The sequence below is a fragment of the Nocardiopsis salina YIM 90010 genome (genome assembly GCF_000341025.1).
GTDB lineage: Bacteria > Actinomycetota > Actinomycetes > Streptosporangiales > Streptosporangiaceae > Nocardiopsis > Nocardiopsis salina.
Map to the genome: position 1 here is coordinate 14,758 of NZ_ANBF01000133.1, position 16,334 is coordinate 31,091.

Genomic DNA, 16,334 nt, shown 5'->3' on the forward strand with positions numbered 1-16,334 from the left:
GTTCCGGCCGTGCATTCCCGCACCCGGGCCGCCCCGAGGGGCTGTGAGCGGCGACCCGGGCACGGGAGCCCTGCGCATGTGGCAGATTGGAGCCGTGACACACAACGACATCGACACCCTGGTCGGCGACTGGCTCACGCTCAAGGAGGCCGCTCAACCCCTCGGCGTCAGCCCGAACCGCATCAAGCAGCTGATCCGCGAGAACCGCATGATGGGTCTGGTCCGCGGCGGCGAGCTCTCGGTCCCCGCCGCGTTCCTGGACGGCGAAGACCTCGTCAAGGGCCTGCCCGGTACCCTGGTTCTGCTCAGTGACGCCGGTTTCTCCCACGAAGAGGCCCTGCGATGGCTCTTCACCCCGGACGAGACCCTGCCGGGCACACCCATCCAGGCCATGCGCGAGAATCGCGGCACCGAGGTGCGCCGCAGGGCCCAGAGCATGGCATTCTGAGGCGCACCCGTGGGCGTTCCACGGTCCGGAGTGCTCACGGGGCCGCGGCGCGGCAGGTCCTGCGGTGCGGGACGTTCAGCGTCTAAGGTGGGGCGGGTGAGGACCAGCCACGGAACCAGCCTGCGCGAGCGGCTGGGCACATCCCTTCTGTACCTGTGCACCGACGCCCGCACTGAGCGCGGCGACCTGGCCGAGTTCACCGAGGCCGCCCTCGCCGGCGGCGTGGACATCATCCAGCTCCGCGACAAGGGCCTGGAGGCGCGCCAGGAGATCGCCGCGCTCGAGGTCATGCGCGATGCGTGCGAGCGTCACGGCGCCCTGCTCGCGGTCAACGACCGGGCCGACATCGCCCGCGCCGTGCGCGCTGACGTGCTCCACCTGGGCCAGCGCGACCTACCGGTGCCGATGGCCCGCGACGTCATCGGGGCCGACCCGATCGTGGGGCGTTCGAACAATGACGCCGGTGCCGCGGCGGCCTCCGCGGAGGAGCCCGGCACCGACTACTTCTGTGTCGGCCCGACGTGGGCCACACCCACCAAACCGGGTCGCCCGGCCGCCGGTCTCGACCTCGTACGCGAGGCCGCCGTGTTCGGCAGCGACCGCCCGTGGTTCGCCATCGGGGGGATCGACGCCGGGAACCTCGACGAGGTCCTGGACGCCGGCGCCCGCCGTGTGGTCGTGGTCCGCGCGATCACCGAGGCCGAGGACCCGCGAGCCGCCGCCGCGTACCTGCGCTCCCGGCTGACCGACCGGGCGGGGTGACCTCGGCGGGGACGACGGCCTGCGGGGGACGGTGGTTCAGACGGCCACGTGGGCGAGGGCGCTCGGGTGGCGCCGGAGGAAGCCCTCGATCGACTGGGCGGGGTGCCCGGTCAGCTTGGGGACGGTCGGCGTCACTTCGTCCATCTCGCCGGTGGCGATCGCGGCATAGGAGGAGGCCCACCCCTCCACCTGCCATTCGGGGGCACCGGTGGCCCGGCGGGAGGCCAGCGCCTCCTCCCAGGTCTCGGGTACGTACCTGATCGAGCGGGCGGTGAGTGTCGTCAGCTTGTCCACGGTCGCGGCCAGCGACAAGGCCTCGGGCCCGGTCACGTCGAGGGTGGCGTTCTCGGTGCGCAGGAACGTCTCCGGGCCGGTCAAGACCTCGACCGCCACGTCGGCCACGTCGTTGCGCGAGACCCACGCGACCCGCCCGTCGCCGGCGGGGCCGCACACCACACCCTCGTCGTCCACCCAGTGCGGCAGCAGATCCAGGTACAGGCTGGGTCTGAGGAAGGTGTGAGCCACCCCCGTCGACCGGATGTGCGCCTCGGTGAAGAAGTGGGTACGCGCGAAGGTGAAGGTCGATGCGGGGCCCGCGCCCAGGAACGACAGGTACACGATGCGTGACACCCCGGCCGCGACCGCCGCGTCCACGGCGTTCAGGTGTGTCTGTACACGGTCCTCGGACTCGTTCGCCGACACCAGGAACAGCGTGTCCACACCCCGGCAGGCGCGCTCGAACGCTGCGGTGTCCTCATAGGTGGCCATCGCGGCGCTGCTTCCCGGGTGCTCGGGGGCGCGGTTGAGGTCACGCACGATGAACCGCTGAGGGATCCCGCGTCGGGCGATCCGGGCGGCCACACGTCCGCCCAGCGCGCCCGTTGCTCCGGTCACAGCAGTGGTGCGGTTTGTCATGTGATCGTCGCCCATGGACCCATCCTCGGACACGGCCCGGCGTGCCGAGCTCAGCGGCACGCCCCGATTTCACGTGCCCGGGGGCGGGGGTGCGGCCCGGCCAGGGGCGGCCCTCGGGCGGCCCGAATCCCGGTAGGCGAGGCGCCGCAGCAGCAGCTCGGCCGGTCCCCGAAGGCCGGCCCGTTCCAGAGCCGCGCAGCCCACCACGGTGGCCAACCAGAGGCCGACGGCGAAGAGTGCCATCGTCCACGAGGTCAGGTGGGCGCCCAGACCCAGGCCCCAGGCGGCCAGCACCGGGGCGCACACCAACGACTGGGCGAGGTAGGCTGACAGGGAGCGCTTACCGGTCGCGGCCACGGCGCCGGCCAGCGGTCCGGTTCCCCGAGCCTGGATCCGGTGGGCGACCAGGGTGATGAGCGCGACGTACCCCACGCCGCAGAACAGGCCGGTGACCACGTGCGGGAAGATCAGCATCATCGCGCGGGCCTCGCCCATCTCCCACACCCCGGTCTGCACCAGTGCCAGCGGCAGACCGCCCAGCCAGCCCACCGTGAGACCGACGGCAGCGACCCCGCGCAGCAGGCCGAGGTGGTGCCCGGGCTCCTCGAGGATCCGGGAACGCGCGGCCAGGAACCCGAGGAGGATCGCCACCGGTGCCGACATCGACAGCAGGCCTTGGCCGACCACGACCATCGGCCACGCGATCGTCCGTTCCAGGGCCGCCGCCAGGTAGGAACTCTCGGCGAAGCTGCCCATCAGCGCGTCGATCTGCACCGTGGATCCCTCGTCGGCGAGCTCGTCGGCGGGCGTGAAGGCGGCTCCGAGCAGGCTGAACAGCGCCAGGAGGGTCATGAACCCGAGCAGCACCGAGATCCAGATCCGCAGGGTGCGGTCGGCCCGGCGCAGGAACAGCCATCCCAACAACAGCCCGGCCAGTCCGTAGGCCCCCAGGATGTCGCCGACGAACAGCAGAGACGCGTGCACGAGACCGAAGGCCAGGAGCCACAGATTGCGCCGCCGCAGCAGGGCGGAGGCCTCGCTCGGACTCGCCCCGGCGGCTTCTTGGCGCCGCATGAGCTGCACCGTCCCGTAACCGAACAGGAAGGCGAACATGGGGTAGCTGCGCATGTCCGCGGCCATCACCGTGAAGAACTGCGCAGCGCTGTCGAGCGCCCCCTCGGCGTCCGGGTGCGCCGTCCCCATGCCGGCGGTCGGGACCGCCCACAGGTACCAGACGGTGTTGGCCAGGACGATGAACAGGAGCATGAACCCGCGGGCAAGGTCGGGCGCGAGGGCCCGCTCCCCGATTCCGGCGGGTCCGCGCGCTGCGGTCTGACGGCCCATGGGGACACATCCGATCTGTCGCGAGGTCTCACCACGATTCAACTGCTCGGGGGAGGCCGCGACAACCGGGACGTCCCTGAGTCCGGCCCCGGTCCTCACGGGGCACGGTCTCAGGGAAGAGAAGCCCTAGTGGGTGCGGGCGGTGGCGATCCCGACCAGTTCACGCAGCGGGCCGCGGGCGTCTGCGTCGACCCCGGGGTGTTCCAGCGCGGTCACGGCACGGTCGGCGTACTCGGACACGATCTCCTCGCAGGCGGCCAGCGCACCGCACTCCTCGATGAGCCCGCACATCCACTCCACCGATTCGGCGGTCAGATCCGGGGCGCCCAGCAGTGAACGGAACCGGTCGGCTTCGGTGGACGCAGCCCGTTCCAGGGTCTCGGCCACGACGAGGGTCCGCTTGCCCTCGCGCAGGTCGTCACCGGCGGGCTTGCCGGTCGTGGACGGGTCGCCGAACACCCCGAGCAGGTCGTCGCGCAGCTGGAAGGCGATGCCGAGTGTCACGCCGTAGTCGGTGTAGACCGGGCCGAGCTCCTCCAGGCGCCCGGCCAGCGCCGCTCCCAGGTGCAGGGGACGCTCAACCGTGTACTTGGCGGCCTTGTAGTGCATGACCCGTAGGGCGGCCTCACGCGTGGAGGTGCCGCGCACCTGCTCCAGGGTGTCCAGGTACTGCCCGGCCATGACCTCGGTGCGCATGGCGTCGAAGGGCACCCGTCCGGCCAGCAGGGTCTCGGGGGAGAACCCGCTGGACTGGTACATCTCGTCGGACCACACCAGGCACAGGTCCCCGATGAGGATCGCCGCACCCTGGCCGAACCCCTCGCTGTCCCCGCCCCAACCGTGGTCGGCGTGAAGCTTGGCCATGCGCTTGTGAGTGGCCGGGAGCCCGCGGCGGGTGTCGCTCTTGTCGATGACGTCGTCGTGCACCAGCGCACACGCCTGCAAGTACTCCAAGGACGCGGCGGCCTGCACGATGCGCGAGTCCCCGGCGTCCCCGCCGGCACCGCGCCAGCCCCAGTAGGCGAAGGTCGGCCGCAGGCGCTTGCCCCCTGAGAGCATCGACTCCAGTGCGTCGACGGCCGGTGCGAGCTCACTGCCGATCTGCAGAAGGCGTTCGCGGTTGCGGGCGCCGAAGGCGGTGAGCACGCGGTCGACGTCGGGGCGGACGACCGAGACGGGCGAGGCGGAAGAAGATGAGGAAGGGCCCATACCCCGCACATTATCGGCTGCGCGCGGCTGCCGGACCCGGCCCCCGGGGAGCGGTCGAGGGTGCTCCGTGTACCGCTCCTGACCCGCAGATGTCCCATGTTCCGGGCCCGCGGTCCAGGGCAGCGGGGTCGGCTCAACTATGGTGGAGCCCATGCAGCCCGCATTGACACATCCCGTGGCTCCCCGAGCCACCAGCCCCCGGCACATCAGCGAGATGCTCGATTCCGGAGAGCCGATGTTCTCCTTCGAGTTCTTCCCGCCGCGTACCGACAAGGCACAGGAGCGCCTCTGGCGGGCCATCCGCGAACTGGAGGCCCTCAACCCCTCCTTCGTCTCCGTCACGTACGGAGCAGGGGGTAGTACGCGCGGAAAGACGGTCGAGACGACCGAACGCATCGCCACGGACACGACCCTGCTCCCGGTGGCGCACATGACCCTGGTCGACCACTCCGTCGCCGAGCTGCGCCACCTCATCGGGCGCTTCTCGGACGCGGGGGTGTCCAACATCCTGGCCGTGCGCGGTGACCCGCCCGGCGACCCCGACGGTGAGTGGATCGCCCACCCCGAGGGGTTGACCTATTCCGAACAGCTCGTCCGACTGATCAAGGAGAGCGGCGACTTCTGCGTGGGTGTGGCCGCCTTCCCCTACAAGCACCCGCGCTCGCCCGACGTTGAGACCGACACCGAGCACTTCATCCGCAAGTGCCGGGCCGGTGCCGACTACGCCATCACGCAGATGTTCTTCGACCCCGAGGAGTACCTGCGCATGCGCGACCGCGTGGTGGCCAAGGGCTGCGACATCCCGATCATCCCCGAAGTCTTCCCGGTGGTGCGCACGTCCTTCATCCCGCGCTCTGAGAAGCTCTCGGGCGCCCCGTTCCCCCGTGACCTCGCCCAGAAGTTCGAGAGCTTCGGCGACGACGCCGAGGCGGTGCGCCAGTTCGGGATCGAGCACGCCCAGAAGATGTGCGAGAAGCTGCTCGCCGAGGGTGCCCCCGGCATCCACTTCATCACCTCGAACCAGTCCACGGCCACCAGGGAGATCTACCGGGAGATCGCCGGGACCCGGGTCCCCTGAGCGGTAGCCGCGCCGCGAGGATGTCGAACGGGTGGTCCGGGCTGCCCGGGAAGGTGAAGTCCTCCAAGAGCGCGGAGAAACCGCAGGAATCGTAGAGGTGGCGGGCCGGGGTCGGACCGGTCCTGGTGGACAGCAACGCGGTCCGTTCCGGCCGCCCCTCGCACAGGGTGTGCAGCATGCGCCGCCCCAACCCGCCGTTCTGCGCGTCCGGGTGGACGTGCACCTCGGCGATCTCCAGAGCGGAGGCAAGGTAGCGACGGGCCTGCCGTTCGTTCCCCCGGCTGCGCAGCTCCGCCTCGACGACGTCGTGCCACCACTGGCCGGACCGCCCGCGGAACGCGTAGGCGAACCCGACGGCATCGCCGCCGCGTACGGCCACGACCGAACGGAAACCGGGGTGTTCGGCGTGTGCGTTCATCACCGCCGCCCGCCCGGGGAGCTGTTCGGCGGGAGGAGCCATGGCTGCCTCATAGATCCGGATGAGTGCGGGGACCGCGTGCGTGAAGGGGTCCGGCGCCAGTTCACGCAGTTCGGTGTCGGCGTCCACGGCCCAACCCTATTCCTCGGCGCCCTCCTCATGGGGCCTTCGCCCGATGCCCGCGCTCCCGCCCTGGTCGGACCAGCGGGCCGCCCCACCACCGTCCACAGAATCGCCGCGAAGCGCTTGACGCTCTGCGCGGGCCTGAGGTTAACTGATCCTGTTCGAACTCACGTTCGATCGTAGGTCCGCCGGGTATCCTGGCGGGCAGCGGTGCGGCCGGGTTGGGGAGGGGAAGCCCCACGTCCGGCCGCACCGTCCTGTTTCTCCTGCTCCCTTCTGCCCGGGTTCGCCCCGGCGCAGGACCCCCGGCGCACGAACGGACCCCGCCCACCGTGGGACGGGGCCCGAACACGACGAGAGCCGGCTTCCTCGGGGGGAGGGGCCGGCTCTCGAGCGCCGGCGCGGATGCACCTAGAAGGCGTCGACCGCCCGGCGCGCCTCGGGGTCCAGGACACCCCAGTTGATGAGCTCCTCGGTCAGGTCCGAGGGCGACTTGTCGTAGATGACCGCGAGTGAACGCAGGTCCTCCTGGCGGATGCTCAGTACACGGCCGTTGTAGTCGCCGCGCTGGCTCTGGATGGTGGCGACGTAGCGCGAGAGCGGCCCGGCCTTCTCCTGCGGCAGCTGCTGCATGCGCTCCAGGTCGATCACCAGCTTGGGCGTCGGACCCAGCGGGGTGGGTGCGGCGCCGCCCGGCAGCAGCTCCGACATCGGAACGCCGTAGAAGTCGGCGAGCTCCGCCAGCTTCTGGACGGTGACGGCGCGGTCCCCGCGCTCGTAGGAACCCACCACGACGGCCTTCCAGCGCCCGTGGGACTTCTCCTCGACGCCGTGCAGGGACAGGCCCTGCTGGGTGCGGATGGCACGCAGTCGCGCGCCGAGGGACTTCGCGTATTCGGATGGCATCTTCTTGTCGCTCCCGGCCGTGACGGTGGCTGGCGTGGTGGGGGAGATCCGCTCGTACTCGGCGGGCCGCCTGGGCGGTCCAGCGGATGGTCACGGGGTGCAACCCCACCCGGTAGTGATTACAGACAGTGACGGTAAGGGGGTCTGGCGCCCAGGTCAAGCCGTTGGTGTGAAATGCGACTAATCAGTGTCCAAACCGCGCGTAGGTGAAACTCCTCTCATGTCACCCGAGATCGGGGCGTTCTGGGTGGTGGTAATGGCCCGGAAGCCCGTGTTCACGGGGGTTTCGGCCTCCAGGTTCTCGCGGAGATGAATCCGGAGTGTCGTCCGTCTGTCGCCATAGGCAACGAAACAGGGATTTTCGGTGTGATTGAAGTCACCCCAAGGCGGTCGCGAGGGCGGGCTCCCAGGAGAGGCCGGGTGGGCCCGCTGGTAGCGTGGGCTCGATCGACATCCTTTAACGTCCTGTTCAGTGAAGCAGGGAAGGGGGTCATTACTTTGCGTGCGCAAAAACCCACCGCCAGTGAATCTGGGGGAACCTCGGGCGCACAGGCGAAGGTGCCCGAAGGCACCCGTGCCGTCCTCGACGGTCCCGAGATCAACCGGGCACTGACCCGGGTCGCCCACGAGGTGCTCGAACGCACCAAGGGCGGCCATGAGGTCACCCTCCTCGGAATCCCCTCGCGCGGTGTCCCGCTCGCACAGCGCCTGGCCCGGCGCATCGAACGTGTGGAGGACCTCTCCGTCCCCACCGGTTCCCTCGACATCACCATGTACCGCGACGACCTGCGTCTCGCGCCCGCACGCGCGCTCGGCCGCACCGAGATCCCCGACGGCGGGCTCGACGACCGCGTGGTCGTGCTCGTCGACGACGTGCTCTTCTCCGGCCGGACCGTACGCGCTGCCCTCGACGCCCTCGGAGACCTCGGCCGCCCCCGCGCGGTCCAGCTCGCCGTCCTCGTCGACCGCGGCCACCGCGAGCTCCCCATCCGCGCCGACTACGTGGGTAAGAACCTGCCCACCTCCCTGCGCGAGACCGTCGACGTACGCCTGAGCGAGACCGACGACCAGGACGCCGTCCTGCTCGGTCCCTCCCGTTCCCGCGCCGGCTCGGCCGGATCCGCGGACCAGGAGGTGGACAGCTGATGCGGCACCTGCTCTCCACCGGCGACCTCGACCGGGACCAGGCCACCCTGATCCTGGACACCGCCACGGAACTCGCCCAGGTCGGCGACCGTTCGGTCAAGAAGCTCCCGACCCTGCGGGGGCGCACCGTGGTCAACCTCTTCTACGAGGACTCCACCCGCACCCGCACCTCCTTCGAGCTGGCGGCCAAGCGCCTCTCCGCCGACGTCATCAACTTCTCCGCAAAGGGCTCCAGCGTTTCCAAGGGCGAGAGCCTCAAGGACACCGCGTTGACGCTGCAGGCCATGGGCGCAGACGGTGTCGTCATCCGACACAGCGCCTCCGGGGCCGCACACCGCCTCTCCCACTGGGTCGACGGTTCGGTCCTCAACGCCGGCGACGGCACCCACGAGCACCCCACGCAGGCTCTGCTCGACGCCTTCACCATGAGGAACCGCCTGGGCACCCTCGCGGGCCTTCGCGTGGCAGTGGTCGGCGACGTCCTGCACAGTCGGGTCGCACGATCCAATGTGCTGCTGTTGACCACTCTCGGGGCCGAGGTCACCCTCGTGGCCCCGCCGACCCTCCTGCCCGTCTCGGTGGGCACCTGGCCGTGCGAGGTCTCCTACGATCTGGACGCCGTTCTGCCCAAGAGCGACGTCGTCATGATGCTGCGGGTCCAGGGCGAGCGCATGAACGAGTCCTTCTTCCCCTCCGTGCGCGAGTACAGCCGCCACTACGGCCTCGACGGAGAACGTCTCGGCCGCATGCCCGAGCACGCGATCGTCATGCACCCCGGCCCGATGGTCCGCGGCGTGGAGATCTCCGCGGAGGTCGCCGACTCGCCCCGGTGCACCGTCACCGAGCAGGTCGCCAACGGCGTGAGCCTGCGCATGGCCGTGCTCTACCTGCTCCTCGGCGGCTCCTGACGCCCTCGCGCGCCCCGACCTCCGGGGCGCGCCGGTGCCACACGGCACCCACAGCCTTGCTCCACCCGAACAGAAAGCCGCACACCGCGATGCCCGACAACCACGGCCCCTACCTCATCCGCGGGGCACGCCCGCTCGGTGGCGACCCGGTCGACCTGCTCCTGCGAGACGGCACGGTCGCGCAGATCGGGAACGATCTGGAGGTCCCCGAAGGTGTCCAGGTCGTCGACGCCGAGGGGCTGATCGCCCTGCCCGGCCTGGTCGACCTGCACACACACCTGCGCGAGCCCGGACGCGAGGACGCCGAGACGGTCGAGACCGGCTCCCGCTCGGCCGCCATGGGCGGCTTCACCGCCGTGCACGCCATGGCCAACACCCACCCCGTCGCCGACACCGCCGGCGTCGTCGAGCAGGTCTGGCATCTGGGCCGGGAGATCGGCCTGTGCGACGTGCGCCCCGTCGGTGCCGTCACCGTCGGCCTGGCCGGGGCGCAGCTCTCCGAGATCGGCGCCATGGCCGACTCCGCCGCCCAGGTCCGTGTCTTCTCCGACGACGGCAAGTGCGTCTCGGACGCGCTGCTCATGCGCCGCGCCCTCGAGTACGCCAAGGCCTTCGACGGCGTTGTCGCCCAGCACGCCCAGGAACCCCGCCTCACCGAGGGCGCCCAGATGAACGAGGGCTGCGTTTCCGACCGCCTCGGCCTGCCCGGCTGGCCCGCGGTCGCCGAGGAAGCGATCATCGCCCGGGACTGCCTGCTCGCCCAGCACGTCGGCTCGCGCCTGCACGTGTGCCACGTGTCCACCAAGGGCTCGGTCGACATCATCCGCTGGGCCAAGGAACGCGGCTGCGACGTCACCGCCGAGGTCACCCCCCACCACCTGCTCCTCACCGACGAGCTCGTGGAGGGCTACGATCCGATCTACAAGGTCAACCCGCCGCTGCGCACCGAGGAGGACGTCCTCGCCCTGCGCGAAGGCCTGGCCGACGGCACCATCGACGTCGTCGCCACCGACCACGCCCCCCACCCCGTGGAGGCCAAGGAGACCGAGTGGTCCAACGCCGCCATGGGAATGGTCGGTCTGGAGACCGCGTTGGCGGTCGTGCAGCGCACCATGGTCGACACCGGGCTCCTGACCTGGGAGCAGGTCGCCGACCGGATGTCGGCCGCCCCCGCCCGAATCGGCCGGCTGGACGGTCACGGCCGTGGCCTGAGCGAGAGCGGGCCGGCCAACGTCGTGCTCTACGACCCCGCCGCGCCCGTCGACGTCGACGGCACGGCCATGGTCACCAAGAGCAGCAACACCCCCTTCCGGGGTATGACCCTGCCCGGGCAGGTCCGGGCCACGTTCCTGCGCGGGGTCCCCACCGTCCTGGAAGGCAAGAACGCATGAACACCACCACACAGAACAGCCGGGGCGTCCCCGGCACGCAGGAGGGGGCAGACGTGTCCGAGGAAACGGGCGGACCCGCGATCCTGGTACTCGAGGACGGCAGGGTCTTCCACGGCCGATCGTTCGGAGCCACCGGCGAGACCTTCGGCGAGGCCGTCTTCAACACCGGCATGACCGGTTACCAGGAGACCCTCACCGACCCCTCCTACCACCGCCAGATCGTGGCGATGACCGCCCCGCACATCGGCAACACCGGCGTCAACGACGACGACCCCGAGTCCGGCCGCATCTGGGTCGCCGGGTACGTCGTCCGCGAGCCCGCCCGCATCCCCTCCAACTGGCGTGCCGAGCGCACCCTGGACGAGGAGCTGCGCCGCCAGGGCGTGGTCGGCATCGCTCTGAAGGGCACCCGCGCGCTCACCCGCCACCTGCGCGATCGGGGTGCCATGCGCGCGGCCGTCAGCAGCGTGGAGACCGATCCGCAGAATCTGCTCGCCCGCATCCTGGAACAGCCCACCATGGCCGGCTCCGACCTGGCGGCCGAGGTCAGCACCGACGACGCCTACGAGGTCCTGCCGCCCGAGGGCGTGGAGGCACGCTTCCACGTCGCGGCCGTCGACCTCGGAATCAAGGCCATGACGCCCCAGCGCCTGGCCGAGCGCGGCTGCAGGGTCACCGTGCTGTCCTCCGACGCCACCGCGGAGGACATCCTCGCTCTGGACCCGGACGGTGTCTTCTTCAGCAACGGCCCCGGCGACCCCGCCACCGCCGACGGCCCCGTCTCCGCCATGCGGGGGGTCCTCGACGCCGGCAAGCCGCTCTTCGGCATCTGCTTCGGCAACCAGATCCTGGGCCGGGCCCTGGGCCTGGGCACCTACAAGCTCCCCTTCGGCCACCGCGGCGTCAACCAGCCGGTGCGCGACACCCGCAGCGACCGCGTCGCCATCACCAGCCAGAACCACGGGTTCGCGGTCGACGCCCCGCTCGACGAGCCCTTCGACACCGACTACGGCCGGACCGAGGTCAGCCACGGGGGCCAGCCACATCGGCCTCAACGACCAGGTCGTCGAGGGCCTGCGGCTGCTGGACCGCCCAGTGTTCAGCGTCCAGTTCCACCCGGAGGCCGCCGCGGGCCCCCACGACGCGGCCGAACTCTTCGACGAGTTCGTCGACCTGATGTCCGCCCAGCCTGCTCCGGCTGCCAAGTAGCGATCAAGAGGAATCAAGAGCATGCCGCGCCGTAGTGACCTTTCATCCGTCCTCGTGATCGGGTCCGGTCCGATCGTGATCGGGCAGGCTGCCGAGTTCGACTACTCGGGCACCCAGGCCTGCCGCGTCCTCAAGTCCGAGGGCCTGCGAGTCGTGCTGGTCAACTCCAACCCGGCCACGATCATGACCGACCCGGAGATCGCCGACGCCACCTATGTCGAGCCGATCACCTCCGAGATGATCGAGAAGATCATCGCCAAGGAGCGCCCCGACGCGCTCCTGCCCACCCTCGGCGGCCAGACAGCCCTCAACGCCGCCGTCGACCTGCACGAGTCGGGGATCCTCGACAAGTACGGCGTCGAGCTGATCGGCGCCAACATCGAGGCCATCCAGTCCGGTGAGGACCGCGAGAGCTTCAAGGGCATCGTCGAGAGTGTCGGCGGCCAGTCCGCCCTCTCGCGCATCTGCCACAGCCTCCAGGAGTGCCTGGACGCGGCCGAGGAGCTGAACTACCCGGTCGTGGTGCGCCCCTCCTTCACCATGGGCGGCGCCGGGTCGGGCTTCGCGCACGACGAGGCCGAACTCCGCCGCATCGCCGGCCAGGGCCTGGCGCTCTCGCCCACCACCGAGGTGCTCCTGGAGGAGTCCATCCTCGGCTGGAAGGAGTACGAGCTCGAGCTGATGCGCGACGGCAACGACAACGTCGTCGTCGTGTGCTCCATCGAGAACCTCGACCCCATGGGCGTGCACACCGGCGACTCCATCACCGTCGCCCCCGCGATGACCCTCACCGACCGCGAGTACCAGGAACTGCGCGACATCGGTATCGCCGTCATCCGCGAGGTCGGTGTCGACACCGGCGGCTGTAACATCCAGTTCGCGGTGCACCCCACCACCGGGCGCATCATCGTCATCGAGATGAACCCCAGGGTCTCGCGCTCCTCCGCGCTGGCCTCCAAGGCCACGGGTTTCCCGATCGCCAAGATCGCCGCCAAACTCGCCGTGGGTTACACCCTGGACGAGATCCCCAACGACATCACCCAGGAGACCCCGGCCAGCTTCGAGCCCACGCTCGACTACGTGGTCGTCAAGGCGCCCCGCTTCGCCTTCGAGAAGTTCCCCGGCGCAGACCCTCAGCTCACCACGACCATGAAGTCGGTCGGTGAGGCCATGGCGATCGGCCGCTCCTTCCCCGAGGCCCTCCAGAAGGCCATGCGTTCCCTGGAGAAGAACGGTGTCGGGCTGACCTGGGAGGGTGAGCCCGGCGACAAGGACGAGCTGGTGGAGAGGGCCAAGGTCCCCACCGAGTTCCGCCTGCGCCAGGTCCAGCAGGCCCTGCGGGCCGGCGCCACGGTGGAGGAGCTGCACGAGGCCACCCGCATCGACCCGTGGTTCCTCGACCAGATGCTGCTCCTGGAGGAGACCGCCCGGGTCCTGGGCAAGGCGGCCAAGATCGACGTGGCCCTGCTGCGCGAGGCCAAGGAGCTCGGCTTCTCCGACCTGCAGATCGGAGAGATCACGGGCAAGAGCGAGGACGTCGTGCGCGAGCTGCGCCACGCCCTGGGCCTGCACCCCGTCTACCTCACAGTGGACACCTGCGCCGCCGAGTTCGCCGCCCAGACCCCCTACCTCTACTCCAGCTACGACGAGGAGACCGAGGTCCCGGCCGGGGGCAAGCCCAAGATCATCATCCTGGGCTCGGGGCCCAACCGCATCGGCCAGGGCGTGGAGTTCGACTACTCCTGTGTGCACGCCTCCTTCGCCCTGTCGGAGGCCGGCTACGAGACCGTCATGGTCAACTGCAACCCCGAGACGGTCTCCACCGACTACGACACCAGCGACCGGCTCTACTTCGAGCCCCTCACGCTGGAGGACGTCCTGGAGGTCGTGCGCGCGGAGCAGGCCGCGGGTCCGGTCACCGGTGTGATCGTCCAGCTGGGCGGCCAGACCCCGCTCGGCCTCGCCCGTGAGCTCAAGCAGGCAGGGGTGCCCATCATCGGCACCAGCCCCGAGGCCATCGACCTGGCCGAGGACCGCGGGGAGTTCGGCAAGGTCCTGGCCGGCGCCGGCCTGCCCGCACCCAAGTACGGCACCGGACACTCCTTCGAACAGGCCAAGGCCGCCGCCGACGAGATCGGCTACCCGGTCATGGTCCGCCCGTCCTACGTTCTGGGCGGCCGCGGTATGGAGATCGTCTACAGCGAGGCCATGCTCGCCGACTACATCGAGCGCAACGCCGAGGTGAGCCCCGAGCACCCGGTCCTGATCGACCGGTTCCTCGACGACGCCATCGAGATCGACGTCGACGCCCTCTACGACGGGCGCGACCTCTACCTCGGCGGAGTCATGGAGCACATCGAGGAGGCCGGCATCCACTCCGGCGACTCCGCCTGCTCACTGCCCTCGGTCACCCTGGGCAGTGAGGACATCGAGCGCATCCGCAACTCCACGGAGGCCATCGCCCGCGGGACCGGTGTGCGCGGCCTCATCAACGTGCAGTACGCGCTCTCCTCGGGCGTGCTCTACGTGCTCGAGGCCAACCCGCGCGCCTCCCGGACCGTGCCGTTCGTGTCCAAGGCCACCGCCGTGCCGCTGGCGAAGGCGGCCGCGCGCATCATGGCCGGCGCCACCGTCGCCGACCTGCGCGAGGAGGGCATGCTCCCGGCCACCGGAGACGGCGGCGACCTGCCAGTGGACGCCCCGGTGTCGGTGAAGGAGGCGGTGCTGCCCTTCAACCGGTTCATCGACAAGCAGGGCGAGGGCGTCGACACCATCCTCGGCCCGGAGATGCGTTCCACCGGCGAGGTCATGGGCCTGGACCTGGAGTTCGGTGCCGCCTACGCCAAGTCCCAGCTCGCGGTGAACAGCTCCCTGCCCACCCAGGGCAAGGTCTTCGTCTCCGTGGCCAACCGGGACAAGCGCTCCATGATCTTCCCGGTCAAGCGCCTGGCCGACCTCGGCTTCGAGATCATGGCCACCGAGGGCACCGCGGTCGTGCTGCGCCGCAACGGCGTGCACGCCACGGTCGTGCGCAAGCACAGCGCCGGTCCAGGGCCCGAGGGGGAGCGCACGATCGTGCAGCTCATCCACGACGGCGGTGTCGACCTGATCGTCAACACCCCGTTCGGCAGCGCCGGGCAGGCCGGGCCCCGCCTGGACGGGTACGAGATCCGCACCGCCGCTGTCGTGCGCAACGTGCCCAGCGTGACCACGGCTCAGGGCCTGGCCGCGGCCGTGCAGGCCATCGAGGCCCGTGTGCGCGGCGACGTGGGCGTGCACTCCCTCCAGGAGCACGCGACCACGCTCAACGCCGGACGCGGGGCCCTGCAGGACTGAGCACCTGACGGCGGGCTTCCCAGGGACCCCGCACAGCAGGACCTGGACCGGGATCCGGGCGGCCCCGCGGCGTCGGGGCCGCCCGACCTGTGTCCGGCGGACTGTGCTCCCTTCCGGGCGCGGGTACCCGTACCGCCGAATCGCGTCGGTGCGTCCGGTGAGCCTCTACGCTGTGAGGGGCCGCCGGAGCGCTACGCGCAGGCCCCGGAGCCCACAGCGCGTGGCCGCGCCCGCGCACCCGCACACCCACAGGAGAGGCCCCGACCCGACCATGAGCGACAACGGACCGGTGCAGATCAGATGCCCCGTGCTGAACGTGCGCAGGGTCGATGCCTACATCGGTATCACCGTGGTCGCCCCGGGGGTCGCCGAACGGTTCCGTGCGGGCCAGTTCGTCTCCGTAGGGGTGGGCGGGGACCATTCCAGCACCCTGCTGCGCCGCCCCTTCGCCGTGCACGACGTCAAGGCCGACTACGGCGGCACCGTGGAGTTCCTTTTCTCGGTCGAGGGCACCGGGACGGCCTGGCTGGCCGAACGGCGCGCGCGTGACCTGCTGGACGTCGTCGGCCCCCTCGGCCGCCCCTTCCCGCTGCCCCGCGACCCGGTCAACTGCGTTCTGGTGGGCGGGGGCTCCGGTGCGGCCCCGCTGTTCCCGCTGGCCCAGTCGCTGCGTCGGCGCGGCTGCCGGGTCGACTTCGTGATCGGGGCCGCTTCCGCCGATGGTGTGCTCAACGCCATCGCCGCGCGGCGCCTGGCCGAGACTGCGACCTTCACCACCGACGACGGTTCCTTCGGCAGCCGCCGGCGCGCCNCTCGGACGCTGTCTACGCCTGCGGCCCCATGCCGATGCTGCACGCGGTCACCGCTGTGGCCGACCGGTACGGGTTGCCCGCGCAGGTGTCGGTCGAGGAGACCATGGCCTGTGGTACCGGCATCTGCATGACCTGCGTGATCCCGGTCGTGGGCGGGGACGGCATCACCCGCATGGTGCGCTCGTGCGTGGACGGCCCCGTCTTCCGGGGCGAGCAGGTGCGCTTCGACGACGTCGGTTCCATCCCCTTCGACGCCCTGGGCGCACCCGGGTGGAAGGGCGCCGCCGGACGCGGTGTCGAGCAGGACCGCGACATCGCCTGATCTCCAC

12 protein-coding genes and 2 pseudogenes are annotated in these 16,334 nt (G+C 70.6%); 9 read left to right on the forward strand and 5 right to left on the reverse strand.

Annotation, left to right across the window (positions count from 1 at the left end; genetic code table 11):
* Positions 1-94: 94 nt before the first annotated feature.
* Positions 95-448 carry an Rv2175c family DNA-binding protein gene (locus D474_RS0114985; RefSeq protein ID WP_026118505.1) on the forward strand — a complete coding sequence of 118 codons (354 nt, stop codon included), beginning with the start codon at positions 95-97 and terminating at the stop codon, positions 446-448.
* A 96-nt stretch (positions 449-544) separates the two neighbouring features.
* Positions 545-1,210 (forward strand): thiamine phosphate synthase, encoded by a 666-nt coding sequence (gene thiE / locus D474_RS0114990; protein ID WP_017614371.1) that lies wholly within the window; start codon positions 545-547, stop codon positions 1,208-1,210.
* Between the two features lie 36 nt (positions 1,211-1,246).
* Here thiE and D474_RS0114995 read toward each other — a convergent pair whose 3' ends face one another.
* From D474_RS0114995 to D474_RS0115005, 3 genes are all read right to left on the reverse strand, one after another.
* Positions 1,247-2,140, reverse strand: a complete 894-nt coding sequence (locus tag D474_RS0114995) for an SDR family oxidoreductase (protein WP_017614372.1) — start codon at positions 2,138-2,140, stop codon at positions 1,247-1,249.
* Positions 2,141-2,194: 54 nt separating this feature from the next.
* Positions 2,195-3,469: a DUF418 domain-containing protein gene (locus tag D474_RS0115000; protein ID WP_017614373.1), complete on the reverse strand. Its 1,275-nt coding sequence runs from the start codon at positions 3,467-3,469 to the stop codon at positions 2,195-2,197.
* 126 nt (positions 3,470-3,595) lie between these two features.
* The gene (locus D474_RS0115005; RefSeq protein ID WP_017614374.1) at positions 3,596-4,678 is read right to left on the reverse strand and encodes a polyprenyl synthetase family protein; all 1,083 of its coding nucleotides are present in this window, start codon (positions 4,676-4,678) and stop codon (positions 3,596-3,598) included.
* 235 nt (positions 4,679-4,913) lie between these two features.
* On the opposite strand from D474_RS0115005, the gene metF reads away from it, so the two are divergent.
* Positions 4,914-5,756, forward strand: coding sequence for a methylenetetrahydrofolate reductase [NAD(P)H] (gene metF / locus D474_RS0115010; RefSeq protein ID WP_239647085.1), 843 nt, complete (start codon positions 4,914-4,916; stop codon positions 5,754-5,756).
* Here the strand turns inward: metF and D474_RS0115015 are convergent.
* Both D474_RS0115015 and bldD read right to left on the reverse strand, forming a co-directional pair.
* The gene (locus D474_RS0115015; protein WP_017614376.1) at positions 5,689-6,303 is read right to left on the reverse strand and encodes a GNAT family N-acetyltransferase; all 615 of its coding nucleotides are present in this window, start codon (positions 6,301-6,303) and stop codon (positions 5,689-5,691) included. The two genes, metF and D474_RS0115015, sit on opposite strands and share 68 nt — an antisense overlap.
* A 405-nt stretch (positions 6,304-6,708) precedes the next feature.
* Positions 6,709-7,203: a transcriptional regulator BldD gene (gene bldD, locus D474_RS0115020; protein WP_017576791.1), complete on the reverse strand. Its 495-nt coding sequence runs from the start codon at positions 7,201-7,203 to the stop codon at positions 6,709-6,711.
* A gap of 498 nt (positions 7,204-7,701) precedes the next feature.
* Here bldD and pyrR point away from each other — a divergent pair, with 498 nt between their 5' ends.
* The 6 genes and pseudogenes from pyrR to D474_RS28845 all read left to right on the forward strand — a co-directional run bounded on the left by pyrR (position 7,702) and on the right by D474_RS28845 (position 16,327).
* On the forward strand, positions 7,702-8,349 hold the full coding sequence (gene pyrR / locus D474_RS0115025) for a bifunctional pyr operon transcriptional regulator/uracil phosphoribosyltransferase PyrR (protein WP_026118506.1): 648 nt from the start codon (positions 7,702-7,704) through the stop codon (positions 8,347-8,349).
* Complete coding sequence (locus D474_RS0115030) at positions 8,349-9,257, forward strand: aspartate carbamoyltransferase catalytic subunit (protein ID WP_017614378.1); 909 nt, start codon at positions 8,349-8,351, stop codon at positions 9,255-9,257. The genes pyrR and D474_RS0115030 overlap by 1 nt, the downstream gene beginning before the upstream one ends.
* An 89-nt stretch (positions 9,258-9,346) precedes the next feature.
* Complete coding sequence (locus D474_RS0115035) at positions 9,347-10,648, forward strand: dihydroorotase (protein ID WP_017614379.1); 1,302 nt, start codon at positions 9,347-9,349, stop codon at positions 10,646-10,648.
* Between the two features lie 53 nt (positions 10,649-10,701).
* Positions 10,702-11,857, forward strand: a pseudogene (carA, locus tag D474_RS28840) (glutamine-hydrolyzing carbamoyl-phosphate synthase small subunit).
* A gap of 21 nt (positions 11,858-11,878) precedes the next feature.
* On the forward strand, positions 11,879-15,193 hold the full coding sequence (gene carB / locus D474_RS0115045) for a carbamoyl-phosphate synthase large subunit (RefSeq protein WP_017614380.1): 3,315 nt from the start codon (positions 11,879-11,881) through the stop codon (positions 15,191-15,193).
* A 271-nt stretch (positions 15,194-15,464) separates the two neighbouring features.
* Positions 15,465-16,327: pseudogene (locus D474_RS28845) on the forward strand (dihydroorotate dehydrogenase electron transfer subunit).
* The last annotated feature ends 7 nt before the right edge of the window (positions 16,328-16,334 follow it).